23 protein-coding genes and 1 other RNA gene are annotated in these 24,366 nt (G+C 65.9%); 11 read left to right on the top strand and 13 right to left on the bottom strand.

What is annotated here, in order from left to right; all coding sequences use genetic code 11:
* Positions 1-3 precede the first annotated feature (3 nt).
* The 3 genes from DSM43276_RS08610 to DSM43276_RS08600 are packed head-to-tail and all read right to left on the bottom strand — an operon-like array spanning position 4 to position 4,485.
* Positions 4-1,533 (bottom strand): alpha/beta hydrolase, encoded by a 1,530-nt coding sequence (locus DSM43276_RS08610; protein ID WP_078329256.1) that lies wholly within the window; start codon positions 1,531-1,533, stop codon positions 4-6.
* 35 nt (positions 1,534-1,568) lie between these two features.
* A complete protein-coding gene (locus DSM43276_RS08605) occupies positions 1,569-3,086 on the bottom strand; it encodes an alpha/beta hydrolase (protein WP_169053097.1) in 1,518 nt (505 codons plus the stop codon).
* Positions 3,087-3,111: 25 nt separating this feature from the next.
* A complete protein-coding gene (locus tag DSM43276_RS08600) occupies positions 3,112-4,485 on the bottom strand; it encodes a WS/DGAT/MGAT family O-acyltransferase (RefSeq protein WP_078329258.1) in 1,374 nt (457 codons plus the stop codon).
* 173 nt (positions 4,486-4,658) lie between these two features.
* Here DSM43276_RS08600 and panB point away from each other — a divergent pair, with 173 nt between their 5' ends.
* Positions 4,659-5,504 carry a 3-methyl-2-oxobutanoate hydroxymethyltransferase gene (gene panB, locus DSM43276_RS08595; protein ID WP_078329259.1) on the top strand — a complete coding sequence of 282 codons (846 nt, stop codon included), beginning with the start codon at positions 4,659-4,661 and terminating at the stop codon, positions 5,502-5,504.
* Positions 5,505-5,508: 4 nt separating this feature from the next.
* Here the strand turns inward: panB and DSM43276_RS08590 are convergent, their stop codons facing one another.
* The gene (locus DSM43276_RS08590; protein WP_078329260.1) at positions 5,509-7,341 is read right to left on the bottom strand and encodes a fatty acyl-AMP ligase; all 1,833 of its coding nucleotides are present in this window, start codon (positions 7,339-7,341) and stop codon (positions 5,509-5,511) included.
* A 271-nt stretch (positions 7,342-7,612) separates the two neighbouring features.
* Between DSM43276_RS08590 and DSM43276_RS08585 the strand changes: the two genes are divergently transcribed.
* The gene (locus tag DSM43276_RS08585) at positions 7,613-9,100 is read left to right on the top strand and encodes a CYTH and CHAD domain-containing protein (protein ID WP_078329261.1); all 1,488 of its coding nucleotides are present in this window, start codon (positions 7,613-7,615) and stop codon (positions 9,098-9,100) included.
* Here the strand turns inward: DSM43276_RS08585 and DSM43276_RS08580 are convergent, their stop codons facing one another.
* Both DSM43276_RS08580 and rnpB read right to left on the bottom strand, forming a co-directional pair.
* A complete protein-coding gene (locus tag DSM43276_RS08580; protein ID WP_078329262.1) occupies positions 9,101-10,525 on the bottom strand; it encodes an RNB domain-containing ribonuclease in 1,425 nt (474 codons plus the stop codon).
* 27 nt (positions 10,526-10,552) lie between these two features.
* An RNA gene (gene rnpB, locus DSM43276_RS08575) (RNase P RNA component class A) lies at positions 10,553-10,973 on the bottom strand.
* A 37-nt stretch (positions 10,974-11,010) separates the two neighbouring features.
* On the opposite strand from rnpB, the gene DSM43276_RS08570 reads away from it, so the two are divergent.
* Genes DSM43276_RS08570 through DSM43276_RS08545 form a run of 6 tightly spaced genes read left to right on the top strand, consistent with a single transcriptional unit; the run spans position 11,011 to position 15,354 of the window.
* A complete protein-coding gene (locus DSM43276_RS08570; RefSeq protein WP_078329263.1) occupies positions 11,011-11,394 on the top strand; it encodes a VOC family protein in 384 nt (127 codons plus the stop codon).
* 43 nt (positions 11,395-11,437) lie between these two features.
* Positions 11,438-12,361, top strand: coding sequence for a DUF4129 domain-containing protein (locus tag DSM43276_RS08565; protein WP_078329264.1), 924 nt, complete (start codon positions 11,438-11,440; stop codon positions 12,359-12,361).
* Positions 12,358-12,843: a hypothetical protein gene (locus tag DSM43276_RS08560; protein WP_078329265.1), complete on the top strand. Its 486-nt coding sequence runs from the start codon at positions 12,358-12,360 to the stop codon at positions 12,841-12,843. The genes DSM43276_RS08565 and DSM43276_RS08560 overlap by 4 nt, the downstream gene beginning before the upstream one ends.
* Entirely contained in the window at positions 12,840-13,802 is a 963-nt protein-coding gene (locus DSM43276_RS08555; protein WP_078329266.1) for an AAA family ATPase, read from the top strand. Before DSM43276_RS08560 ends, DSM43276_RS08555 begins: the two co-directional genes overlap by 4 nt.
* Positions 13,799-15,028, top strand: a complete 1,230-nt coding sequence (locus DSM43276_RS08550; protein WP_078329267.1) for a DUF58 domain-containing protein — start codon at positions 13,799-13,801, stop codon at positions 15,026-15,028. The genes DSM43276_RS08555 and DSM43276_RS08550 overlap by 4 nt, the downstream gene beginning before the upstream one ends.
* On the top strand, positions 15,025-15,354 hold the full coding sequence (locus tag DSM43276_RS08545; RefSeq protein ID WP_078329268.1) for a hypothetical protein: 330 nt from the start codon (positions 15,025-15,027) through the stop codon (positions 15,352-15,354). The genes DSM43276_RS08550 and DSM43276_RS08545 overlap by 4 nt, the downstream gene beginning before the upstream one ends.
* Here DSM43276_RS08545 and DSM43276_RS08540 read toward each other — a convergent pair.
* The 6 genes from DSM43276_RS08540 to cobC all read right to left on the bottom strand — a co-directional run bounded on the left by DSM43276_RS08540 (position 15,302) and on the right by cobC (position 21,422).
* Positions 15,302-16,471, bottom strand: a complete 1,170-nt coding sequence (locus DSM43276_RS08540; protein ID WP_078329269.1) for an HNH endonuclease — start codon at positions 16,469-16,471, stop codon at positions 15,302-15,304. The genes DSM43276_RS08545 and DSM43276_RS08540 overlap by 53 nt on opposite strands.
* A 124-nt stretch (positions 16,472-16,595) precedes the next feature.
* Positions 16,596-17,399, bottom strand: a complete 804-nt coding sequence (locus DSM43276_RS08535; RefSeq protein WP_078329270.1) for a HugZ family pyridoxamine 5'-phosphate oxidase — start codon at positions 17,397-17,399, stop codon at positions 16,596-16,598.
* A gap of 9 nt (positions 17,400-17,408) precedes the next feature.
* Positions 17,409-18,539, bottom strand: a complete 1,131-nt coding sequence (locus DSM43276_RS08530; protein ID WP_078329271.1) for a bifunctional RNase H/acid phosphatase — start codon at positions 18,537-18,539, stop codon at positions 17,409-17,411.
* Positions 18,536-19,258, bottom strand: coding sequence for a zinc ribbon domain-containing protein (locus tag DSM43276_RS08525; protein WP_078329272.1), 723 nt, complete (start codon positions 19,256-19,258; stop codon positions 18,536-18,538). The genes DSM43276_RS08530 and DSM43276_RS08525 overlap by 4 nt, the downstream gene beginning before the upstream one ends.
* Positions 19,255-20,406, bottom strand: a complete 1,152-nt coding sequence (locus tag DSM43276_RS08520) for a Nif3-like dinuclear metal center hexameric protein (RefSeq protein WP_078329273.1) — start codon at positions 20,404-20,406, stop codon at positions 19,255-19,257. Before DSM43276_RS08520 ends, DSM43276_RS08525 begins: the two co-directional genes overlap by 4 nt.
* Positions 20,406-21,422 (bottom strand): Rv2231c family histidinol phosphate aminotransferase CobC, encoded by a 1,017-nt coding sequence (gene cobC / locus DSM43276_RS08515; RefSeq protein ID WP_078329274.1) that lies wholly within the window; start codon positions 21,420-21,422, stop codon positions 20,406-20,408. Before cobC ends, DSM43276_RS08520 begins: the two co-directional genes overlap by 1 nt.
* Before the next feature lie 34 nt (positions 21,423-21,456).
* Between cobC and DSM43276_RS08510 the strand changes: the two genes are divergently transcribed.
* The 3 genes from DSM43276_RS08510 to DSM43276_RS08500 are packed head-to-tail and all read left to right on the top strand — an operon-like array spanning position 21,457 to position 23,415.
* Positions 21,457-22,116: an HAD-IA family hydrolase gene (locus DSM43276_RS08510; protein WP_078329275.1), complete on the top strand. Its 660-nt coding sequence runs from the start codon at positions 21,457-21,459 to the stop codon at positions 22,114-22,116.
* Positions 22,109-22,600 carry a low molecular weight protein-tyrosine-phosphatase gene (locus DSM43276_RS08505; RefSeq protein WP_078326507.1) on the top strand — a complete coding sequence of 164 codons (492 nt, stop codon included), beginning with the start codon at positions 22,109-22,111 and terminating at the stop codon, positions 22,598-22,600. Before DSM43276_RS08510 ends, DSM43276_RS08505 begins: the two co-directional genes overlap by 8 nt.
* Complete coding sequence (locus tag DSM43276_RS08500) at positions 22,600-23,415, top strand: SURF1 family cytochrome oxidase biogenesis protein (RefSeq protein WP_078329276.1); 816 nt, start codon at positions 22,600-22,602, stop codon at positions 23,413-23,415. The genes DSM43276_RS08505 and DSM43276_RS08500 overlap by 1 nt, the downstream gene beginning before the upstream one ends.
* Here DSM43276_RS08500 and DSM43276_RS08495 read toward each other — a convergent pair.
* Positions 23,400-24,344, bottom strand: a complete 945-nt coding sequence (locus DSM43276_RS08495) for a cobalamin biosynthesis protein (RefSeq protein ID WP_078329277.1) — start codon at positions 24,342-24,344, stop codon at positions 23,400-23,402. The genes DSM43276_RS08500 and DSM43276_RS08495 overlap by 16 nt on opposite strands.
* Positions 24,345-24,366: the final 22 nt, after the last annotated feature.

Genomic DNA, 24,366 nt, shown 5'->3' with positions numbered 1-24,366 from the left:
TGCTCAGCACCGCACGTCCCGGGGAGGCACGGTGCCGTCGACGAAGTAACGCGTAACCGCCTCGTCGACACATGCCTCTCCGTTGAACGCGACGGTGTGCTGGGTGCCCTCGTAGCTGATGAGCGATCCGTTCAATTGCTGCGCCAGCGCCACACCCGCCTCATAGGGGGTTGCCGGGTCGTGGGTCGTGGAGATGACCACCACCGGCGGCAGTCCGGGAGTCGACGGGGTGTGCGGTGCCGACGTCGGCGCCACCGGCCAGAAGGCGCACAAATCGCGCGGGGCGTATCCGGTGAACGTGCCATAGCTCGAGAACGGCGCCTGCTCGCGCAGTCGTTTGTCGGCGACCACCCAGGGGGCGGAGTCCCGCGGGGTCGGCCCGTCGACGCATCGAATCGAATTGAAGGCGTCCTGCAGGTTGTCGTAGTGCCCCTGGTCGTCGCGCTCCTGGTACTGGTCGGCCAGCCACAGCAGGTCGTCGGGTCCGCTGCCATCGACCAAGCCGGCCAACCCGGAGGTCAGGTACTTCCAGTACCGGGGTGTGTACATCGCCTGGATGGTGCCGGTGATGGCATCCTGGTAGCCCAGGCCACGCGGGTCGTTGGTCTTCGCGGGCTTGGCGACCAACGGATCGATCAGTTGGTGGAAACGCTTCACGGCCTGCGACGGGTCGGTGCCCAATGGGCACTTGGGGTCCTTGGCGCAGTCGGCCGCGTAGTCGTTGAACGCCACCTGGAAGCCGGTCATCTGCCGGACGTTGGATTCCACCGGATCGATGGTCGGGTCAATCGCGCCGTCCAGGACCATCGTGCGCACATTCTGCGGGAAGTACTCGGCGTACTGGGTGCCGAGTTCGGTGCCGTAGGAGTAACCCAGGTAGTTCAGCTTGTTGTCGCCGACTGCCGCTCTGACGATATCCATATCCCTTGCCGCCGAGGCGGTTCCGGCATTGGCAAGGAAGTCCAGCCCCATCCGGCTAGCGCAGTCGTTGACGTACTGGCGGTACACGTCCTCGATGTGGGCGACCCCGGCCTGGCTGTAGTCGGCTAGAGGCTCCTTACGGAAGGCGTCGAACTGGGCGTCGGTGCGGCACCGCAGGGTCGGGGTCGAGCCGCCGACACCGCGCGGATCGAACCCGACGATGTCGAAGCTCTGCCCGACCGCGCTGTCGCCGAGCTTGGCGCCCATACCGGCCGCGAGGTCCACGCCCGATCCCCCGGGCCCGCCCGGGTTGACCAGCAGTGCGCCGATGCGCTTGCCGGTGGCGGGCACCTTGAGGACGGCGAGCTCTGCCACCGCACCCATCAGCTTGTCGTAGCTGACGGGCACCTTCACCTTGGCGCACCGGGCCGTCGGGATGCGGCTGGTGTCACCGACGAAGCCGTCGCAACTGCCCCAGGTGACCTTCTGGTCGTAGAACGCCTGCAACGACGGGCTCGGTGCCGGCAGCGGCGCGGCGGCCGCAGGGATGGCAGGAAGGGCCGCCGAGAACATCAAAAGAATCACCGGCAACGCTCGGCGCATCCGCATCATGGGCCACATCGTGCCATGTCGGATGCCAAAAGGGATCAGCAGCGGGCGCCTTCGGCCGGAGTCGTGACCTTGATGAGATATGTCTCCGCCGCTTTGTCGACGCACTGATTCCCGTCGAACACGATGGTGTGCTTGGTCCCCTCGTAGGTAAGCAGGCCGCCGCCGAGCTGTTTGGCCAGCTCAACGCCCGCCTGGTACGGGGTCGCCGGATCAAAGGTGGTGGACACCACCAGCAACTTGGGCAGGCCAGGCACGTTGATGGGGTGCGGCTTGCTCGTCGGCGGTACCGGCCAGAACGCGCACACCCCCAGCGGCGCATTGCCGGTGAATGCGCCGAAGTCCTGGAACGGGGCCACCTCACGGATGCGCCGGTCCTTCTCAACGGTCTTGGCGCGGTCCGTCTGTGGCGGTTCGTCCACACAGTTGATGGCGGTCTGCGCGTCCTGCGCGTGGCTGTAATGCCCCTCTTCGTCGCGCTTCATGTACGCGTCGGCGAGCAACTGCAGGATGTCACCCGATCCCTCGCTGAGCTGGCGTAGCGCCTTGGTGAACGCCTCCCACAGCGTGGGCGAGTACATCACCATGATGGTGCCGATGATGGCATCACCGTGGGACAGGCCGCGGCCGTCCTTGGTCTTGGCCGGATGCTCGACCAACGGATCGATCATGGCCCGATAACGCGCGGTCGCCTGCGCGGGATCGGTACCCAGCGGGCAGCTCGGGCTCTTGGCGCAGTCGGCCGCATAGTTGTCGAAAGCCTTTTGGAATCCAGCGATCTGGTCGATATCGGCCTGGGTGGGATCGGCATTGGGGTCGATCACCCCATCGAGGATGAGGGCCCGCACATTTTGGGGGAACTGCTCGGCGTACGTGGTGCCGATCCGGGTGCCGTACGAGTAGCCCAGGTAGGTCAGCTTGTCGTCACCGAGTGCGGCACGAAGCCGATCCATATCCTTGGCCACGTTCACGGTGCCGACATTGGCGAGGAACTCCAGCCCCACCTTGTCGACGCAGCGCTTCACGAAGTCCTTGGAGTCCTGCTCCATGCGGGCGACACCCTCGGGGCTGTAGTCGGTGTCGTTCTGCGCGCGCAAGCGGTCCACGTCTTGGTCCGAGTTGCATTCGACGGCCGGGGTGGACGATCCCACACCACGCGGGTCGAATCCGATGAAGTCGAAGCTGTCGCGGATCTCCTTGGGCACCTGCTTGACGATGGCGGTCGCGGCCTCGATGCCCGATTGGCCCGGCCCGCCGGGGTTCATCAGCAGCGACCCGATCTTGTTGCCCTTTGCCGGGTACTTGATGATCGCCAGGCGCGCCTTGGCGCCGTCGGGTTTGGCGTAGTCGACAGGCACCTCGAGCTCCGAGCACACCGTGCTCGCGGGCACCGTCGTGTTTTCCGGCGTGAAGCCGTCACAGTCCCCCCAACTGAGGGCGGTTTCCGACGGTCGCGCCGCCGTCGCCTGACCTTCAACTGACCGCACACAACCAGAGACGACGGCTACCACCGAGGCAAGAGCCAATACGGCAGCAACCCGCCGACCACGAAACATCATTCAGCCATGGTGCCAGAAGAGACTAGATCCGGGCCTTCAGCTCCTGGAGCGCCACGCCGAAATCGTCGGTCAGCGTGGACAGATCGGGCATCAGATCGGGGCAGGAGATCAGGCCCACGTTGAGTTTGCCGTCCAGCGACATCACCGTGACGGTGAGCGCGGCGCCGTGGAAGATCGGTCCCAGCGGGTACATCCCAACGACCTGGGCGCCTAAGAAGTACAGCGGCACTTGGGGTCCCGGCACATTGGAGACCACCAGGTTGTGGATCACCGGATGGCGGTCGGCCAGCCGGATGCGCGAGTAGACCCGCATCGCGGTGCCGAACACCGCGGGCGCCGCGAACTGACTCCAGTCCTGCAGCAGCGTCGCGCCCAACACGGCCGTGTGTTCCTTCGCGATGTTGTTGGCCTCGGCGATGGCCAACAGACGGTCCACTGGATCTTCAATATTGGTCTCCAGGCGGGAGAACATTCCCGACACCTGATTACGGCCCGGGCGATCGGACTTCTCATGCACCGACACCGGAACCATGGCCACCAAGGAGCTCTCCGGAAGCTCACCGCGATCGTCCAGGTACTTGCGCAGCGCGCCGGCGCAGATGGCCATCACGACATCGTTGACCTTGACGCCGAAGCGGTTCTTGACCGCGCGAACATCCTCCAGGTCCAGTTGGGCGTAGCCGACGTTGCGGCGGCTGGTGATGGTGGAGTTGAACGAGGTCCGCGGCGCCGAGAACGGCGCCGTCATGGCCTCGCCGCGCTTGGAGCGTTCCAGCCAGGCCGGGATGACTCCGAGAGTCGAGGGCAGCAGCTTGGCGAACTTCAGCGGCCGCGAGGCCCATTTGAGGGCTCCGGTAACGGCGATCTCCAGGCTGTTGGCGCCGCCGACACCCGGGGCGGGTTCGGGTGCTTCGGCATCGGGTTCCACACCACAGAGCGCCGACATCAGGTTGGCGCCGGTGACACCGTCGACCGAGGCGTGATGCATCTTGGTCATGACCACCAGGCGGTTCGTGTCGCCTGTCTCGATGACCCACATTTCCCACAGCGGCCGGGCGCGATCCAAGGGCAGCGAGGCGATGTGTCCGCACATGTCGGCGATCTCGGCCTTGCCTCCGGGCGCGGGCAGCCCGACGTGATGCAGGTGCCGGTCGATGTCGAAGTCGTCGTCGTCGACCCACACCGGGTGGTCCAGGTTCAGGCGGCTGTCGGCGAGCTTCTCCGTGAAGGACGAGATTCCCTCGACGCGCTCGACCAGCTTGGTCCGCAGTTTCTCGAACGAGTAGCCACCGGGAATGGTTGTGGTGTCTAATTCCAGTACCCCGCACACGTGCATGGGTTGGGTGGGTGTTTCGAGATAGAGAAAACTGGCGTCAAGTCCGGAAAGCCGCTGCATGCCGCAGATGCTAGGCGAGCCGGGTAGCCCCCCGTGCCCAAATGCGGCGACCCAGGTGTGACCAAGTCCACGCGTTCGGATATTCATCTCATCGCCGCCCGGTGGCAGACTGAACATCGTTGGTAACCCAGGGACCCGAACGGGCCTTGAGGAGATAAACGAAGGCGACACTGATGTCCGAATCTGCTTTGTACGGCGCTGCTTCCGAGACTTCCTCCAAGCCTCGCACCAAGACCCGCGTGCACCACTTGCAGAAGTGGAAGGCCGAGGGGCACAAGTGGTCAATGCTTACCGCGTACGACTACTCCACCGCGCGTGTGTTCAACGACGCCGGGATTCCCGTTCTGCTGGTCGGAGATTCGGCCGCGAACGTGGTCTACGGATATGACACCACCGTGCCGATCACCATTGACGAGCTGATTCCGTTGGTGCGCGGCGTGGTTCGCGGCGCACCAGAGGCGCTGGTGGTCGCCGACCTGCCGTTCGGCTCGTACGAAGGCGGGGCCGCTCAGGCTCTCGCCAGTGCCACCCGCTTCATGAAGGAAGCCGGCACGCACGCCGTCAAACTCGAAGGCGGAGAACGAGTTGCCGATCAGATCGCCATGCTGACCGCTGCCGGGATTCCGGTGGTGGCACACATCGGGTTCACCCCACAGAGCGTGAACGGCCTTGGCGGGTATCGAGTTCAGGGGCGCGACGATGCCGCCGCACAGCTCATCCACGATGCCATCGCGGTCCAGGAGGCCGGAGCCATCGCCGTGGTGATGGAGATGGTGCCCGCCGACCTGGCGACGCAGATCACCGGCAAGCTCACCATCCCCACTGTCGGTATCGGCGCGGGGCGGGAATGCGACGCCCAGGTGTTGGTGTGGCAGGACATGGCCGGAATGACCAGCGGCAAGACCGCCAAGTTCGTCAAGCAGTTCGGTCAGGTCGGCGCGGAGCTACGCAAGGCCGCCGAGCAGTATGCCGATGAGGTGGCTCGCGGGGTGTTCCCCGCTCCCGAACACAGCTACTGATAGCTCAGGCGCGCACGCCGAGCTTGTTGTCCAGGTATTCCTGGCGGCAGGCTCGGCGTGCAAGCTTTCCGCTGGTGGTACGCGGAATCGCACCGGCCTGAACCAGCTGCACATCCGCGATAGGCAAGTTATGCCGCCGCGAGACGGCCGCGCGAATGGCATCGATGATGGGTTCCGGTTCGGCACGGCCCGCGCCGGCAGCGCGCTCGGCCACGATGACCAACCGCTCCCCCGTGCCGTTGCCACGATCGACGCCGGCCGGCAGCTCGCTCGCGGGCGTCGAGAAGGCTGCCACAAAACCATGCCGCACCGCGGGTGAGGCCTCCTCGACGGTGGCCTCGATGTCCTGCGGGTAGTGGTTGCGGCCGTCGATGATGACCAGGTCCTTGACCCTTCCGGTGATGAAGAGCTCACCATCCAGGTAGACGCCCAGGTCTCCGGTGCGGAACCAGGTGGCACCGGGCTCGGTACCTCCGGCATGGCTGCCTTGATCGAGCCGGGCCTGCAGCTTGTTGCGGAACGAGAAGTCAGTTTCCTTGGGCCTGCCCCAATAGCCGCGGCCGATGTTGTCGCCGTGCAACCAGATCTCGCCGACTTCACCGTCGGGCAATTCGGTGTCCGCGTTCGGGTTGACGATGACCGCCCACTGGCTGCGCGAAATCTTGCCGCAGGACACCTGCGGGACCGCGTTCTCGTGGTCGGCTCCGACCCGTACGGCACGCCCGTCGCCGAGCTGTGCACGGTCGAGATACACCACCGAGGCCTCGGCCTCGGCATCGATGGTGGAGACGAACAGCGTCGCCTCGGCCATGCCGTAGGAGGGCTTGATGGTGGTCGGCGGCAGCCCATAGGGCCCGAAAGCGCCATTGAACTTGCGAATGGAGGAGATGCTGACCGGCTCGGATCCATTGATCAGACCCACGACATTGCTGAGGTCGAGCTCCTCGCCGTCCTTGGGCAGGCCACGCTCGGCAGCCAGCTCGAAGGCGAAGTTCGGTGCGGCGGCGAAGGTTCGGCCCAGGTGCGCCTCGGCGGCAAGTTCCTTGATCCACCGCCCTGGCCTACGTACGAACGACACCGGAGACATCAGGGTGATCCGGCCGCCGCACAGCGGGAACACGATCATCAGCAGACCCATGTCGTGGTACAGCGGCAGCCAGCTGACGCTGCGGATATCGTCGTCCAGACCCACCGAAATGATCATCTGCAGCACGTTGGTCATCACCGCGCGGTGGGTGATCTCGACACCGGCGGGCACCCGAGTGGATCCCGAGGTGTATTGCAGGTACGCGATGTCGTCGGTATCCGGGGTCACCTTGACGTAGGTGGCGGCCACCGAATCGGGCACGCTGTCGACGGCGACCACACGGGGCCGCCGTTCCCGGGGCAGGCCGCGGACGAATCGGCTGACAGACTCGGCGGCGGCATTGTTGGTCAGGACCACGGTCGGCTGCGCATCGGTGAGCACCGAATCGAGTCGTTCGGAGTGGCCGGGAAGCTCCGGAGCAAACAATGGAACAGCGATGTTCCCGGCCTCGATGGCGGCATAGAAACCGACTACGTAGTCGATACCCTGCGGGGCAAGGATCGCGACCCGATCGCCGGGCTTGGTGACTTGCTGAAGACGGGCCGCGACTGCCTGAGAGCGCTGGCCAAGCTGTGTCCAGTTGAGATCGTTGGGTTCGCCGTCGGAGTTGGCGTTGAAGTCCAGGTACCGGTACGCCAAGGTGTCGCCCAGCTCGGCCACGGCACGTTCTAGGTAGTAGTTGACGGTGTAACCGTCTGGCAAGGTGATCGCACCTTTGCCGTCCAAGTACTCCTCAACACGTAACTTCATGTCGACCTCGGTCTAGCTGTGGATACGGCTGGCGCCCCATAAGGGGACGATACCGACCACACAACACCAACACTCGGCACCACACGCGGTGCGAAACGAATACGGCTGCCCAATCCGATACCCCAACCTTATGAGAATCCTAAGAGAATCTTAGATTACCCCGTGACAAGTCGTGACCATTGTTTACCTGAATGTGGCACCGTGTCTCATACTCGCCCAAGCCCGCGCACGCCGAGCATCCCGTCCCTTCGACCGTCAGGGCACACCCCTCATGCCATCTCAGCACGTCGAGGTCGAGCGGAAGTTCGACGTCACCGACGCGACCATCAATCCATCATTCGACGGGATTTCCGCTGTCGCGCATGTGGAGCAGCAACCCCAGCAAGAATTGGACGCGGTGTACTTTGACACGCCCGATCAACGGCTGGCCTACCAGCGCATCACGTTGCGGCGTCGCACGGGCGGCACGGACGCGGGATGGCATCTGAAGTTGCCCGCGGGGCCGGACACCCGAACCGAGCTGCGACTCCCCCTCGACGAAGGCGAGGAAGCCGATTCCCTGGTGGTCCCGGAGGAGCTCCGGGACACCGTGCTCGCGGTGGTGCGCGAGGACGTGCTGGCTCCGGTGGCCCGCATCAGCACTGTGCGCACTCTGTCCACGCTGATCGGCACCGAGGGTGAGCAGCTCGCCGAATTCTGCGATGACCAGGTGACCGCCACTCGGCTGACCGGCCAGGACTCCGGCGAGGAAGGCGCCGTGCAGAGCTGGCGGGAATGGGAGCTGGAGCTATCGGCATTCGGCGACACCGCACTGTTCGACCGGGTCACCGCTCGCCTGCTGGACGCCGGGGCCGCCCCTGCCGGGCACGGCTCCAAATTGGCTCGCGTTCTTGATGTGCCCGAGCGCGCACGCCCCTCCGGTAAGGATCCGATCCAACGCGCCCTCCTGGAGCAGCTGGATCAGCTGCTCGGCTGGGACCGCGCGGTAAGGGTGGATACCGATGATTCGGTGCACCAGATGCGCGTCACGATTCGGCGGATCCGCAGTCTGTTGCAGTCCAATCCGGAGCGCTTCGGCGTGGACACGAACACCGAGCCACTCGACGAGCTCCGTCTGCTGGCCAACATCCTCGGGGGGGCGCGTGATGCCGAGGTGCTGGCGCAGCGCTACGCCGCGGCGCTGACCGAGCTTCCCGAACCACTCATCCGGGGCCCGGTGCACGAACGTCTGGTGGATGCGGCCAGACAGCACTACGACAATGGGTTACGCCGCTCGTTCGCGGCCATGCGCAGTCATCGCTACTTTCGGCTGCTCGATTCCCTGGACGCGCTGGTCGCTTCCGCCGGGCCGCCATCGGACACCCACCACTCGGACGAGGGCGGAACGCTTGATGCCGCGTACCGCAAGGTGCGCCGTGCGGCGCGGGCGGCTGCGCGCGCCGAGGGCGAGTATCGCGATGAGGCCCTGCATCGGATCCGCAAGTCGGCCAAGCGGTTGCGCTATGTGGCCAGCGCCGAGGGGGCCAAGCGAGTCTCGCAAGCGGCCAAGGACATCCAGGAGCTGTTGGGTGAGCATCAGGACAGCACGGTAAGTCGCGCGTACCTGGCCACGCAGGCGGCCGAGGCGCACACCGCCGGCGAGGACACCTTCACGTACGGGGTGCTGTACCAGCGTGAGCACGACGCCGCCGAGACCGCACGCCACCAGGTCGAGGCAACACTCAAGGCGCTCCGTCAGGCCGTGCGGCACAAGAAGTAGTCAGCTGCCGTCGGCCGGGAAGCCGAACAGCACGGTCCGGGTATCCGGATTCGCTTCACGCAGCGTAAGTTTGGCGCGCTGCCCCTCAGGCGGATTGCCCTCGCAGCGGGCAAGAATCGGCGGATCTGTCACGAAAACCTCGGCGGCTCGCTTCTTCTCGGCGCCCCGTAGCACTGCCGAATCGAAGGTCTGACCCTTCTGTGGGGCAAGCACGGTGGCCTCGGTGAGGTCCACACACGCCTGCTCCACCTTGTTGGCCAACGCATTCGAGGTCAGCAGCGACGATCTGACGCCTGCCAAGCCGTCGCGTGCCCACTGCGGCACCGGCGTGCCCGCCGACAGCGCCAGGCAGATTTCGGTGGCGAACCGGTCGCCCAGCCGGCGCAGCGGTGCGGTCACGTGCGCGTAGGGAGCGGCGATACCCGCATGCCCCGCCACCTGGTCGTCCGGGCGTTCTCCGTCGAAGACCAAGTAGGAAGCGCCCCGCAGGAGCGTGGTCGCCTGGGTCATCATCGCCAATGTTGTTGTAGTGCAGGGGTCCAGCGCGGCCAGCTGCGCGCCGATCGGGGTATCACTTGCCCAGGGCAGCCCCAGCGCATCGGCGGTGCGACGGATCCATCGGCGCACATCGCCGTCCGCGGGCGGCAGGGTGCGGAGGATGCCGATGCCGCCGTCGAGCATGATCTGCGCCGCGCAGATCCCGGTGAGCAGCGATATCTGCGCGTTCCAGCCGTCGGTTTCGGTGCGTGCCTCGATGCCGAGCTCCCAGTCACCACTCGGGCCGCGCACTACTTCCTGCGCGGGCAGGTTCAACTCGATGGCTCCCCTGGCCAACCCGAGATCTCTTCTCTTGCGCCCGAATTCAGGCAGCACCGCGATCGAGGGATGCGGGTCACCGGCATCCGCCGCGTCCTGGGCCTCCCGATAGGTCAGCTGCCGTATGGATTTCACCTGGGCACGCTGAACGCTCCAGCTGACCGGGTTGGTATCGCCATCGGTTTCGATGCGCCATAGCGCGGCCGGCCGAACCTCGTTGGGCAACAAGCTCGCCGATCCCTCGGAGAACACCAAGGGGTGCAGCGGCACCGAACCGTCGGGCAAATAGATGGTCTCACCGCGCGTGCGGGCTTCGCCGTCCAGGGCACTGCCGGGTTCGATCTGCGCGGCGACGTCGGCGATGGCGTAGTGCAGCAGGTAACCGCTGCCGGTGCGTTCCAGGTGTACGGCCTGATCCAGATCGCGCGATCCGGGCGGGTCGATGGTGACCAACTCCAAATCGGTGCGGTCGATGCGTTCCCCGTGGTGATGATCGACGGCCCGGGCGGCGTCGCGCTGCGCGTCGGGACCGAATTCGGTGGGGAGCGCGAACTCCGCACGGATGCCGTCGAAGCTGAGGTCACGGGCGACCAAGCGCTTCAACGTCACCAATCCAGACTAATCCAGGTCGGGAGGCGGACGAGTTGGCCTGTAAGCCGGATCCTGTTCCACGCAGCCGCGGGCTTGCCGCGGCCGCGCAGCGGCGACCATCCATCTGGGCACACCGTCGCCGGGTACCTCAAGCGGCCTACCCGGAAGCTCGGGCGAGCAGCCCTCGAACACTTCCGCAGCTGTGCAAGCACAGCCTTTTGGCCTTGCTTCGGGTGGGGTTTACCGAGCCGGACCGGTCACCCGGTCCGCTGGTGCGCTCTTACCGCACCGTTTCACCCTTACCACCGCTGATTCCCGAAAGACTCAGTGGTGGCGGTCTGTTTTCTGTGGCACTGTCCCGCGAGTCACCTCGGATTGCCGTTAGCAATCACCCTGCTCTGTGAAGTCCGGACTTTCCTCGAACCGCGGGATTTCTCCCACGGCCCGCAGCCGCCCGGCCAACTCGTCCGCGCGGTCATCGTACTCGTGACAAGCTCGTCTCCATGACGACAACGGCTCGACTGGGCGCGATATCGATCGACTGTTCGGATCCGGCAGCACTGGCTCGGTTCTACCAGCAGGTCCTTGACCTGGAGTTACTTTTCGAGAGTCCCGATATGGCCGCGTTGAAGGGCGCCGCCGTACTGCTGACCTTTCAGCGCGTGGCAGACCATCAGCCGCCCCAGTGGCCGGCCGGTGTCGTACCGAAACAGCTACACCTCGAGCTCGCGGCGGCGGACCTGGACGCCGAAGAAGCGCGCATCCTGGGCCTCGGAGCGACCAAGGCCGAAACCCAGCCGAATCCGGGCGGATGGCGGGTGCTGATCGATCCGGCCGGCCACCCGTTCTGCATCACCAACCTCATCCCCGAGGGCACCTATTCATGACCGTCTACTGACGCGAACGGCCGTCCACATGTGACGATGAGGCATGAACAGTGCAAACAAGCTGTTCGTTCGAGCGGCCGGGCTCATTGTCCTCGTCGCGCTGCTGGTTGTCGCACTGCGCAGCTATCTGCCGGACCCAGCGATTCTCCCCCGGCCCGAGGAACCTCGCGCTGAGCCTCGTTCAATAGCCTTGCAGCTCTTGCTGTGTGGTGTCGTAGCCATTCTCATCCTATTGAGCCTGCGTCGGCGGCGCCCCGGAATGCCAGTGGGGAGCGAAAGCCCGTCGTATTTGCGGTTACGGGGATTGACCCGGCGCGAGGCGCTCATCGCCGCCGCCAGTGTTCTCCTCCTGGTGAGTGCGGTGTGGATGTCGCTCTACCTGACCAGGCCCACGGGTGATTCCCCGGTGCGCGAGCCTGCCCCGGGCACCTCCGAACCGCGGCCGGCCGACGAGGCCGCGCCCCATAGAACGCCGGGCAACACACCAGGACGGGAAGAATCCGGCGCGCCCATCGTGATCCTCGGCGTGGTGTTGATCGGCATCGCCGTCACGATCTTCGTGCTGAGGCGCGACATTCCGGACTCCTTGGATGCCACTGGCGACCAATCCGCGGAATCCGAAGGCGCCGAAGCGACATCCGGGTCCCTCGCCCATCTCGTTGAACTCGGCCTCGCCGAGGTCGCCGAACCGGGCCGAGATCCGCGCGCGTCGATCATTGCCTGCTACGCGGCCATGGAGCAGGGACTCACGACGGCGCCCGAGGCGGCGCCACTTGCCTCGGATACCCCGTCGGAAGTCTTGCAGCGGGCGGTCCATATCGGCGCCCTCCACTCGCAGGCGGGTACTGAGCTCGTCTCGCTCTTCTCCGAGGCTCGTTTTAGCCCACACCAGATGACTCAGACCGATCGCGAGTCCGCCGTGCGATGGCTGCAGAACGTATTGGACGACCTTCGGAGTAGGCGATGAAATGGTTCGTGCCGGCCGTGCTGCTGGTGGTGATCTTGGCTGAAGCCTGTGTGGCTGCCAGTCCGCTGCGCTCCCTCACGCTCCCGATCACCGGCGCGGTGGTCGCCGTCGCCCTGTACCTACTCTGGCGACAGCTGCGAAGTCCGCCTGAACCGAGGGCGTTGCCCCCGGCCGGCCTTCCGGCGGACGAGACGTTGCACCGATGGCTTGCCCGCGCCGAGGCGAGGATCAGTTGGGCCGAACGGACCCGCGGAGACTGGGATCGACATCTGCGGCCGCTGATAGCAGCCGATTTCGAGACGGCGGCAGGTCATCGACAGTCAAAGGATCGGGCCGCGCTTGCCGCGACCGGCCGCATGATGTTCGGCCCCGAGCTGTGGCCTTGGGTCGACCCGAACGGCGCGTCGCATGAGGACCGCGCCGAGCCCGCGCCAGGCCGCGACGTACTGCAATCGATACTTGAACGATTGGAGCAGATGTGACCACACTTCCGGTTGCCGTCGCGACCCAGTACGCGGATGCGGTGCTGAGCGAGATCGAACGGGTTGTTGTCGGAAAACGTGGTGCACTACAACTGATTCTGCTGACGATACTCGCACGCGGGCATGTCCTCATCGAGGATCTACCGGGCCTGGGCAAGACACTGATCGCCCGGTCATTCGCCGCCGCGCTGGGGCTCGACTTCGTCCGGGTGCAGTTCACCCCCGATCTACTGCCCGCCGATCTGCTGGGCTCCACGGTCTACGACATGTCTTCCGGACTTTTCGAGTTCCGGACCGGGCCGATCTTCACGAATCTCCTACTGGCCGATGAGATCAACCGAACTCCACCCAAGACGCAATCGGCGCTGCTGGAGGCGATGGCGGAGGGACAGGTCAGCATCGACGGTGAAACTCGCAGACTGCCAGCACCATTCGTGGTACTGGCAACGGACAATCCCATTGAGTATGAGGGAACGTATCCACTACCGGAGGCCCAGCTGGACCGGTTCGCGATCCGGCTGCAATTGGGATATCTGAGCGAGGACCTCGAGATCGAAATGCTGCAGCGGCGATTGAGCCGCGGGTCAGCCCAGCCGACGGTGTCGCAGGTGATCGCCTCCGAAGACCTTGTGATGATGCGGGAAGCGGTGGAAAACGTCTCGGTGCATCCGGATGTTCTTCGCTACATTGTCGCGCTGGCCGCCGCGACGCGCGCCCACTCACATGTCGAGGTCGGTGCCAGTCCGCGCGCCGAGCTCGACCTGGTGCAGATGTCGCGGGCTCGGGCCATGCTGCTCGGCCGCGACTTTGTGATACCCGAGGACGTCAAAGCGCTCGCGGTGCCCGCCATCGCACACCGGATCAGTCTGCGTCCCGAGATGTGGGTACGCCGTATCACCGGCGCGCATGTAGTCGACGAGCTGCTGCACCGGCTACCGGTACCGCGAGCATCCGGATGATCAGTTGGCGCGCGTCCCCGCTGACATCGGCGCTGGCTGCCTGCGCCGGCACCGCGTTGACGCTTGCGTTGGTGACGGGCCGGTGGCAGCTGGTGGTATTCGCGGCACCCTTCATCGGCGTACTCGTCGGTGCCTCCAGACGTCCCCAGGGCGGTCGAGTATGGGTTTCCGGTGAGTCAGAACCGTTACGGTGCTTGGAGTCTGAGACGGTCACCATCACCACGTCCGTCGAATCGGCAGAGCCAGCCGTGGTCTGTCGGCTGCTCCCGGCGCCCATGGATGGTCTGCACGTCGAGATGGACAAGGCAACGGCGCCAAACCAGATCACCATGCGGGTGTCAGCGGAACGCTGGGGCCGATACACCATTGCGGTTCAGGTTCACACGGTGTCGACGTCCGGCCTGTGGGCTGGCGCTCCGGTGACGCTGCCCACGGCGGAGCTGCGCGTCTACCCGTTGGCAGACCCACAAGACGTCAGGCTGCCGCCCGCCGACCTACCCGACCGGATCGGCACACACCTGACGCGACACCACGGACCGGGCGTCGAGTACGCGGATATCCGTGAGTACGTCCCGGGTGACTCACTGCGAACAGTCAATTGGCGGGTCAGCGCGCGGCGGGGAAGGTTGCACGTCACCGACCGGCTGACCGATCGGGCCGCCGATGTTGTCGTTCTGATCGACACCTATCCGCAGCCGTCGGGCCCGGCGACAACGGCAACGGAGCGATCCGCACGCGGCGCGGCCCAGCTGGTGCAGTCGGTGTTGCAGCGTGGAGATCGGGCGGGCGTGGTCCTGTTGGGCAGTGCTCCACGCTGGCTTGCCCCCGATATCGGCCGCCATCAGTTTTATCGCCTGCTTGACGCCGTTCTGGATGCCGGGGAATGGCATTCACACAGCAGTAGCGCGCTGGCGCCGCGCGCCGCGATGCCGCCCAACGCGATCGTGGTGGCGTTTTCCACGCTGATGAACGCCGATTTTGGTCTCGCGCTTACCGACCTTCGGCGGCGTGGGCACCCGGTCCTGGTGGTCGATGTGCTCGATCGCTCGCCCTTCCGTGAAGAACCCGATCCAATCGTTGCCCGCTGGTGGCGGTTGGAACGTTCACGGATGTATCGCAATATCTCCGTGACGGGGGTCGACGTGATTGGTTGGAATCACGACTCGGGACTCAACCACGCGATGCACCTGATGCCGCAGCGCCCGCGAGTAAGACGACGCCGATGAAAGCGGGTGTGATCGTCGGCGTGCTGTTCGTCATCGGCGTCTTGGCGCGTGCCGATACGTCCCCGTTGGTCGCGATGCTCTCCGGCCTGGCCGCCGTGATATCTCTGTCGGCCGCGTACAACCGGCATTGGCCATCCGAAGTCCTTCCCGCACTGCTGTTCGGTTCCGCGGCTCTACTGGCAACGGCGATACCCACCGGACTGTCGTCCTGGCTGCCCTTCGTCGCTCCGGTCGCTGTTGTCACCATTTATGTTCTCGCCCTGTGGCCTTTGTTCAGAGGAGCGGAGGGGCCGTCGAGTGATAGACCGACCCGGTCGGCGTCGTGACTACGACGGTATGCCTCCACCCTGGCGACTCCTTCACGTAATTGCATCGCTCGCAGAGACCCTGACCGTTATCGAACGACGTAGCGCCGCCTCGTGCACTGCCCACGATGTGGTCGTGGTGGCGGATCGGGGCATCGCAGTACGGCGTCCGACACGTTTGGTCACGCAGGTCGATCAGCTCCGCTAATCCCTTGGAAAACAACCGACTTCGCGACTCCGCGCCCACCAGTGCGCCCGTACCGAAGCGTCGATACAACCGCCGCACCAAGACCTTCGCACCGGCGCTGACCCCGTCGGATATGAGCCTGCGCGCCACTGCGGCCGGGACGGGTCCGTGACCCGCGATCATCGCGGGCTCGATACCTCCGCCCAGTAGCGCCTCATCGGAGATCGTGATGTTCACGCCCAGAGGAACAGCCTCGGCGGATGGCACTCCGGCCACCCGCTCCACGAGGGTGTCGGCCATGATCTGCCCTTGGCCACGAACGGGATCCATCGACGCGTCGGCGGCTCGCTTGAGAGCCGCGTAGACCGCCACCCCCTGTTTCACCGGAAGTAACGCCGTCAGGTACGTCATGGTGTCTGGCGCGGGACGGATGGATACCCGACGTTCGTTCTCGGCCCGGCATGCGCGGCGCACCACGGCCTCCGCATCGAGTCGATACGCCAGACGTTTCGCCTCCGCCGTGAGCCGGGCGTCGCCCATCCCGCGCAGCCGAGACGGATCCGCGCATATCTCGACGTCGATCTTCTGCCGATCCTCGACGGCAAGGTATGCGGTTTCGCGCACCAGAATCGTCGCGCGCCATTCATTCAGCGCGCCGCACACCAATGCCGCAAGCGTGTGGGGCATTTCGTTCACCAGCGCCTTCGCGAAGCCGAGATGACGACCGCCACGGGCCGGCGAATCTTGCCGCGCCAAGGCGATCTCGGTGGCGACGCCCGCCCCTTGCCGTCGTCGAGGCACACCGTTGGCGGCCTCGTCCTCGCGGCGTGCGCGATCAAGCAGCACCGCGGCATGTGCCTGCTCCGCCGCGGCGGCAGCCTTCACTCGCTCCAGCTCGGCGATTCTTTCGACGAGCCGCGCCGCGCGGGCGGCTGAATCTGTCGGGACCACCTCATTAACGCTACTCGAACATCAGTTCGAGTAGCGTTGACTTCTGTTGTTGTCCACAGCTATTCGATCACGATCCGAGTTATCCACAATCTTCTCGATTAGTGGAGTTTCAAGCCTGCGTGCGCTAAGCGCCCGGGTCGGCCAGCCGTGCCAGCTGCACGGTCGCACCCCGGAGCTCATCGATCGAATCGATCGGGTCGACGTAGCCGACTCGGGTCACGGACCAGCCCCGTGGCGTGCTCACCCGGATATCCAGCCCGTATCGGTCTGCCCCTTCACAACGAGCCGCGGTGGCGTCCGGGTACCCACCCAGTCGTTGCGCCATCGCAAGCAACGCCTGCCCGTGATCGTCGTTGAGGTGAGTGACCGCCCGATCAGCCTTGGTCGAGACGGGATCTGGTGCGGCCGAGTCATAATCGGCGCCGCTGGCTGAGTCCATGCGCCCGTAACCGCCCACCCAGCGCACACGTTCGACATCCAGGATCCAGACGGAGAAATCGCTGTAGTCAATGTAATAGCGGGCCGCGGGCACCGCCGCGATGTGCGCCTCCCGAGCCGCCGGCAGCTCCTCCGCACTGGGGCGGCGGACCTTCCCGGCGAGGGTGATCCGCGTATTGGCCAAGGGATCCTCGGGGGCGTCGGGCGCCACGATGGAAACGCTCGCTCGGGGGTCGCGTATCAGGTTGCGTCCGTGCTCGGCCATCTTCGATACGCACAGCACCGGCGACCCACCCAGCAAACCGTAGGTGACCAGCGAAGCCCATGGCTCTCCCTCAGCCGATAGGCTGGCCAGTGTCGCGATGTTCGTCGACGCCGCGACCGTTCTGGCCTCCTCCGCGGCCGACGGCCGAGCCGGGTTGGCGACATCTGCCAGGGGTGGGGCAATGGTGGGCGCATCGCCCGGATCGCCGTGATCGCGAGAAGCCATGGCGACAGCCTAAGTCAGGTATGACGTCTCATTGACGAGTCGCACCGACGCGGGCCCGTCCGAGTAGAACTCGGCGATGCTCAGCGAGGCCAGATCCAGGTGCAGCCGATACAGCAGGCCCGGTCCCGCATCCAGCGCCAGGCGCAGCAGCGTCTTGATGGGCGTCACATGGGATACCACCAAAACCGTTGCGTCGCCGTACTCGGCGATGATCCGATTGCGGGCACGGCGCACCCGGTGGTGCACGGTATCGAAGCTCTCCCCCTCCGGCGGAGTCACCGACGTATCGCTGAGCCACTGGGCGTGTAGCTGCGGATCACGCTGGGAAGCCTCGGAAAACGTCAGCCCCTCCCACGTGCCGAAGTCGGTTTCGATCAGATCGTCATCGACGATCAGGGGCACTCCCAGTGCGTCGGCAGCCGCGGTGGCGGTCTGCTTGGCTCGGCCCAGCGGCGAGCTGACGACGGCCGCGATGCCGCCGCGGCTCGCGAGGTAACGCGCCGCCCTCGCAGCCTGATCGCGGCCCAGTTCGGTCAGCTCGGGATTCCCGCGCCCGGAGTAACGCCGCTGCACCGAAAGTTCGGTCTGCCCGTGGCGAAGCAACAGCATTCGGGTGGGCTTGCCGCGCGCGCCGGTCCAGCCCGGCGCAGTGTCGGCAGGCTTGGGCTCCTTGGCTTCCTTGGCTTCTTTGGTTTCTTTGGTTTCCTTGGGCTTCTTTGGAGCCTTGGGTTCGATGCCACTGGCGCGGTCCATCGCCTCGTTGGCCAGCCGGTCGGCGTGCTTATTGCGTTCCCGCGGAATCCACTTGTAGTCGACGGTTTCGAACTGCATCGCGGCGGTGACGGCCTGCCGGTACAGCGTGATGAGGTCGGGATGTTTGACCTTCCATCGGCCGGACATCTGCTCGACGACGAGTTTGGAGTCCATCGATACGCTTACCGCAGTGGCACCCAGCCGCGCCGCCTCCGCCAATCCCGCTATCAGACCACGGTATTCGGCCACATTGTTGGTGGCATGACCGATCGCCTCGCAGGCCTCCCCCAACACCGTCTCATGATCCGGGGCGAACACCACTGCGCCATATCCGGCCAGCCCGGGGTTACCGCGCGAACCACCATCGGCTTCGACAAGAACTCTCACAGGCGCACCAGGATCGCACTGCACTCGGGGCACCGCAGCACCTCGTCGGCGGCGGCGGCCGAGATCCGGGACAGCTCACCGCGGTCCAACTCGATACGGCACGCACCGCACTTGTTGCCTTGCAATAACCCCGCCCCCGGACCTCCCGAGCGGCGCTGCCGTTCGTAGGCTTCCAGCAGCGATCCCTCGATGGAGGACGACAGGCCGTCACGACGCTGCCGAATCTGGTTCTCCTCGGCATCGGTGTCGATGGAAATCGCACGCTGGAGCCGCTCGATTTCCGCTATCCGTTCGGCGATCTTGTCGGCACTGGCCTGAGACGAAGCCTGTTGGGCCTGGAGCTCCTCGCGACGCTCCATCAGCTCCAGCTCGGAGTCCTCGAGGCTGGACTGGCGGCGCTCCAGGGTGTCGAGCTCATGCTGAATATCGACGAGTTCCTTCGGGTTCACGCTGCCCGAGGCCAGCAGGGAACGGTCGCGATCCTCCCGTTGACGCACGGCGGTCACCTCGGTGTCCAGCTTCGCCACCTGAACGTCCAGGTCTTCCAGCGCGAGACCGAGTGCGCTCACGTCGCCGAGAATCTTCCGCTGCTGCGCTTGCAACTCCCCGTGTTCCTGGCGTTCCGGCGGATTCGCGCGCCGGTGCGTAAGGCGCGTCAATTCGGCATCCACGGACGCCAGATCTACCAGGAGACGCTGTTGTGCCACATCGGCTTTCATGCTCGTTCTTCTTTCTCTGGACCACCCAGGGTCCAAGGGTCTGTGCGAACGGGTGAGACGCGTGTCGTCAGCTTCTCCCCGAATTCGGTGTCGAGCACCCGCGCTGCCTGCGCGCACCACGGGAACTCGCTGGCCCAGTGGGCGACGTCGACAAGTGCAACGCTACTTGCCCGGGCATGCTCGTCGGCGGGATGGTGCCGCAGATCGGCGGTGACGTACGCGTCGACCCCGGATCCGACCGCGGCGCTCAACAGCGAATCACCCGCACCACCGCAGACTGCGACGGTCTGAATCAGCGCATCCGGATCACCGGCGGCCCGGGTTCCCCACACCGTTTCCGGCAGGGCGGCTCCGACGCGCGATACGAAGTCACGGAGGAGCTCAGGTTCGGGCAGCACACCCACACGCCCCAGACCGGTGCCCGCCGGCACCGGCGCCATGGGCAGCACATCGATGGCCGGCACTTCATAGGGATGAGCTGCGTGAATCGCCGCGAACAGCGCGCAGCGTAGCGGGGATGGGGCGACCATCTCCACCCTGTCCTCGACAACCTGCTCCACGACACCGTGCACGCCGATTGTGGGGTCCGAACCCTCCAGCGGGCGGAACTGCCCGGTACCGGTGGCGCTCCACGAGCAGTCCGAGTAGGCACCGAGCTGTCCGGCGCCCGCGTCGAACATGGCGCGGCGCACCACCTCCGCGGATTCGGTGGGCACAAACACCACCCATTTGTCGTAGTCGGCGAACTGCGGGGAGAGCACCGAGGTCACCTGCAGCCCAAGGGCTTCGGCGAGAGCGTCGGACACACCGGGGCTCGCCGAGTCGGCGTTGGTATGCGCCGTGAACAACGCACCGCCCGAACGGATGAGGCGATGGATCAGCGCACCCTTCGGCGTACTGGCCGCCACGGTGTCCACCCCGCGCAGCAGCAGCGGGTGGTGCGCCAACAGCAGATGCGAGCCGGCATGCGAACCAGCACTGTCCATCTCGTCGAGCACCGACGTTGTGGCGTCGACGGCGACGGTCACCGCGTCGATCTGCTGTTCGGGGTCACCGCAGACCAAGCCCACCGAGTCCCACGATTCGGCGAGGGCGGGCGGATACGCCGCGTCAAGCACACCGATGATGTCCGCGAGCCGCACACCCACTACAGAATCTCCTTCATCGCTTGCACCAGCTCCGGCCATTCGGGTCGCACCGCCACCCGCAGATAATCTCCGCCCAGCCCCACGAAGGTGTCGCAGCGGCGGACGGCGATATTCTTGATCTCCAAGTGTTTTCGCATCAGTTTGGCATCGGGCACGGCCACCAGTAGGAACGGCGCCGATCCTTCGGTGACCGTCAATCCCAGGCCGCGCAGCGCATCGGCCTGCCGGCGCCGCATATTGACCAGACGCTGGGTGTCCTGCCCGGCCAGCGCGACCGCCTCGGGGGTATTGCACGCGATCAGGGCTTCGAGTTGCAGTGTGCCCAAGGGCCAATGCGCACGGCCGTGCGCGAGCCTGCCCAACACCTCCGGATCGCCCACGGCGTAGCCCGCGCGCAATCCCGCAAGTGCCCACGTTTTAGTGAGGCTGCGCAGCACCACCAGGCCGGGCAGCCGCTGCGCGGCCAAGGACTCCGGCTCGCCGGGCACCGCATCCATAAAGGCCTCATCGACCACCACGATTCGTCCGGGGCCACGCAACGCGAGCAGATCCGTACGACGGTGCAGCACCGAGGTCGGGTTGGTGGGGTTCCCGATAACCACCAGGTCGGCTTCCTCGGGGACTGTGACGTCGCCGAGGGTGAACGGTGGCGGCAACACCACGTGGTCGATCGGGATACCCGCCTCGGCAAGCACGGCTTCGGGCTCGGTGAAGCCGGGCGCGAACACGGCGGCCTGTCGCGGGTTCAGCCGGGGCAGCATCGCAAAGCCCTCCGCGGCGCCCGCCAGCAACAGCACCTCATCGGACGTTCGGCCATGTCGTTCGGCGATCGCGGAAACGGCGCGCTCCTCATCGGCGCGGCGCGGGTAGCTGCCCAGCTCATCGAGCCGGACGGCGAGCCGATCACGCAGCCAGCGCGGTGGCGCGGCGGCACGCACATTCACAGCGAAGTCCAGAACGCCGGGAATCAGCGCCTGGTCGCCGTGATAGCGCACTCCCTTTCGCGGCCCACTCATGTCTCGACACTAATGTAGGGGGGTGGCTCCTCCGATGCTGGTGATCTTCGATCTCGACGGCACCTTGACCGATTCTGCACCGGGGATCGTCTCGAGTTTCCGGCACGCGCTCAGTCATGTCGGCGCCCCCGAACCGACCGGTGATATCGCGTCGCGGGTGGTGGGACCACCCATGCACGTCACTTTGGGCTCGATGGGGCTCGGCGACCGTGCCGACGACGCGATAGCGGCCTACCGAGCCGACTACGGCGAACGCGGATGGGCCGTCAACGAGATGTTCGACGGTATCCACGACGTGCTGACCGGGCTGCGCGAGGCGGGGGTGCCCATGGTGGTGGCGACGTCCAAGTCCGAGCCGATCGCGGCGCGCATCCTGGAGCATTTCGGGCTTGCCGAGTTTTTCCAGGTGATCGCCGGAGCGAGCCCAGACGGTGTCCGGTCCAGTAAGGCCGATGTGATCGAGCACGCGCTGTCCCAGCTGGATGAGGTTCCGTTGACCGGCGTGGTGATGGTCGGCGACCGCGTGCACGACGTGGAAGGCGCGGCCGCACACGGTATCGGCACCGTCGTCGTCGACTGGGGCTACGGAGCAACGGATTTCGACGAAGATGCGCCGAATTCCGGCGATCTTTCCCCATGGATCATCGGCCGAGTCGGCACCCCACAACAACTGCGGGAGGAGCTTCATGTCTGAGCCCCTCCACGTCACCTTCATCTGCACCGGCAACATCTGCCGCTCCCCCATCGCCGAGAAGATGCTGGCGCACCAACTCGCCGAGCGCGGTCTGGGCGATCGAGTACGCGTCACCAGCGCCGGCACCGGAGATTGGCATTCCGGACAGCCGGCCGACGAACGCGCGGCCAGCGTGCTGGCCGAGTACGGCTACCCCACGCAGCACAGAGCGGCCCAAGTGGACGGTGATCATCTGAGCGCCGATCTCATCATTGCCCTGGCGCGCAACCACTCCCGGATGCTGCTGCATCTGGGAGCCGACCCGGAGCGGGTACGGCTGCTGCGGTCCTTCGATCCGCGGGCCGGACGGGCGGCAATGGATGTCGAGGACCCCTACTACGGCGACCGCAAGGATTTCGCAGACGTGCTGTCGGTTATCGAGGCCGCGATGCCCGGCCTGCACGCGTGGGTCGATAAGACGCTCGCGGAGCGCGAGAACAGCTGATGCGACGGCTCGCGTTTCTACTGCGCCCGGGATGGATTGCCCTGGCGCTGGTAGTCATCGCATTCGCGTACCTATGTTTCACGGTGTTGGCTCCGTGGCAGCTGGGTAAGAACACCAAGACTTCGCGAGAGAACGACCGCATCGCCCATTCGGTGAGCGCCGACCCGGTGCCGCTGAAAGATGAGCTACGGCCTGACTATTCGATGCCCGAGGACTCCGAGTGGCGCAGGGTGACGGCGACCGGCCACTATCTGCCGGACCGTCAGGTGCTGGCCCGGCTGCGCGTGGTCGATGCCAAACCCGCCTATGAGGCGCTGACGGTGTTCCAGGTCGATGGAGGTCCCGCGATTCTGGTGAACCGCGGCTATGTGCGACCCGAAGAGGGCACCAGCGCGCCCCCGGTACCCGTAGCGCCCACCGCGCAGGTGACCATCAACGCGCGGCTGCGGGAGCCCGAACAGCAATCGGACAAGGCGCCATTCCTGGAAAACGGTGAATACCAGGTGTATTCGATCGTTCCGGGACAGGTGTCGACGCTGCTGAAGACTCCGCTTGCCGGGCCGTATCTGCAGCTCTCGGAGGATCAGCCGGGCGGCTTGGGGGCCATCCCGCTGCCGCAGCTGGACGCCGGACCGTTCCTGTCCTACGGCATCCAGTGGATCGCGTTCGGAATTTTGGCGCCATTTGGTTTGGGGTACTTCGCATTCTCCGAGATCAGGCAGCGTCGCGCGGCGGCCGCTGCGGTAAAAGCCGTGAAACCCGGGACACCACAGACCACCGAGGAACGGTTGGCTGACCGTTACGGACGGCACTGACGCAGCGCAGCAATCACCGCGGCGACGGCCGTCACGTTCTGGACGGCACGCGAAAGCCGGGCTGCCTCATGCACTTCCCCGATCCTGGGTGCGGCACCGCGCCCCAGGGTGGGACGGATCTCCTCGCCGTACGGGTACCGAACGGGGCCACCGAGACGCACGCCGAGCGCACCTGCGAACGCCGCCTCGGCGACGCCTGCGTTGGGACTGGGGTGACGCTGCCCGTCGCGCAGGCAGACGCGCAGCGTCGCGACGGCTGAACCGCCGAGAAACGGGGCCGCCACCGCCGTGGCCAACGCGGTGATCCTGGCGGGCAGCAGATTGAGCAGGTCGTCCAACCGTGCTGCCGCCCAGCCGAATCGCAGGTAACGGGCCGATTTGTGGCCAATCATCGCATCGAGGGTGTTGGCCGCGCGGTAGGCCAACACGCCAGGCACTCCCGCGATTGCCGCCCATACCAACGGCCCAGTGTGGGCATCGGAGGTGTTCTCTGCCAGGGATTCCACGGTGGCGCGGGCGATGCCGTCGACGTCCAGCAGGCCCGGATCCCGGCCGCAGAGGGACGGCAGCAGCGCACGCGCGTCGTCGATCTCATCGTCGTACAGGTGTTCCGACATGTGGGTACCCACCCGCACCAGGGACGTTCCGCCCAGGGTCGCCCAGGTCGCGACGGCGGTCACGATGATGGTGGCGGTCGCGGAGCGGCGTGCCGCGCGTTCGGCTGCGTATCCGGCGATGGTGACAACGGTCAGCAGTGCCGCGGTGTGAGCGGCACCGGCGAGCTTGGTGTCCCGGTAGGTGTACGTCTCCAGCGCCGCAGCAGCCTGACCGAACCCGGCAACCGGGTGGAACCGCTGCGGGTCGCCGAAGGCCCGGTCCAGGGCGTAACCGAGGGCTATACCCGCGGCGCGGAATCCTCGGCGCGACACGCACACACCCTATAGAATTTGC

This window comes from Mycobacteroides salmoniphilum, assembly GCF_004924335.1.
Lineage (GTDB): Bacteria > Actinomycetota > Actinomycetes > Mycobacteriales > Mycobacteriaceae > Mycobacterium > Mycobacterium salmoniphilum.
This window is presented reverse-complemented; position numbering and strand designations above follow the sequence as displayed.

Excerpts from the sequence above, each read along its gene's own strand:
- DSM43276_RS08610 (WP_078329256.1), bottom strand. The coding sequence starts at position 1,533 with ATGATGCGGATGCGCCGAGCGTTGCCGGTGATTCTTTTGATGTTCTCG.
- DSM43276_RS08605 (WP_169053097.1), bottom strand. The coding sequence starts at position 3,086 with ATGTTTCGTGGTCGGCGGGTTGCTGCCGTATTGGCTCTTGCCTCGGTG.
- DSM43276_RS08600 (WP_078329258.1), bottom strand. The coding sequence starts at position 4,485 with ATGCAGCGGCTTTCCGGACTTGACGCCAGTTTTCTCTATCTCGAAACA.
- panB (WP_078329259.1), top strand. The coding sequence starts at position 4,659 with ATGTCCGAATCTGCTTTGTACGGCGCTGCTTCCGAGACTTCCTCCAAG.
- DSM43276_RS08590 (WP_078329260.1), bottom strand. The coding sequence starts at position 7,341 with ATGAAGTTACGTGTTGAGGAGTACTTGGACGGCAAAGGTGCGATCACC.
- DSM43276_RS08585 (WP_078329261.1), top strand. The coding sequence starts at position 7,613 with ATGCCATCTCAGCACGTCGAGGTCGAGCGGAAGTTCGACGTCACCGAC.
- DSM43276_RS08570 (WP_078329263.1), top strand. The coding sequence starts at position 11,011 with ATGACGACAACGGCTCGACTGGGCGCGATATCGATCGACTGTTCGGAT.
- DSM43276_RS08565 (WP_078329264.1), top strand. The coding sequence starts at position 11,438 with ATGAACAGTGCAAACAAGCTGTTCGTTCGAGCGGCCGGGCTCATTGTC.
- DSM43276_RS08560 (WP_078329265.1), top strand. The coding sequence starts at position 12,358 with ATGAAATGGTTCGTGCCGGCCGTGCTGCTGGTGGTGATCTTGGCTGAA.
- DSM43276_RS08550 (WP_078329267.1), top strand. The coding sequence starts at position 13,799 with ATGATCAGTTGGCGCGCGTCCCCGCTGACATCGGCGCTGGCTGCCTGC.
- DSM43276_RS08545 (WP_078329268.1), top strand. The coding sequence starts at position 15,025 with ATGAAAGCGGGTGTGATCGTCGGCGTGCTGTTCGTCATCGGCGTCTTG.
- DSM43276_RS08535 (WP_078329270.1), bottom strand. The coding sequence starts at position 17,399 with ATGGCTTCTCGCGATCACGGCGATCCGGGCGATGCGCCCACCATTGCC.
- DSM43276_RS08525 (WP_078329272.1), bottom strand. The coding sequence starts at position 19,258 with ATGAAAGCCGATGTGGCACAACAGCGTCTCCTGGTAGATCTGGCGTCC.
- cobC (WP_078329274.1), bottom strand. The coding sequence starts at position 21,422 with ATGAGTGGGCCGCGAAAGGGAGTGCGCTATCACGGCGACCAGGCGCTG.
- DSM43276_RS08510 (WP_078329275.1), top strand. The coding sequence starts at position 21,457 with ATGCTGGTGATCTTCGATCTCGACGGCACCTTGACCGATTCTGCACCG.
- DSM43276_RS08505 (WP_078326507.1), top strand. The coding sequence starts at position 22,109 with ATGTCTGAGCCCCTCCACGTCACCTTCATCTGCACCGGCAACATCTGC.
- DSM43276_RS08500 (WP_078329276.1), top strand. The coding sequence starts at position 22,600 with ATGCGACGGCTCGCGTTTCTACTGCGCCCGGGATGGATTGCCCTGGCG.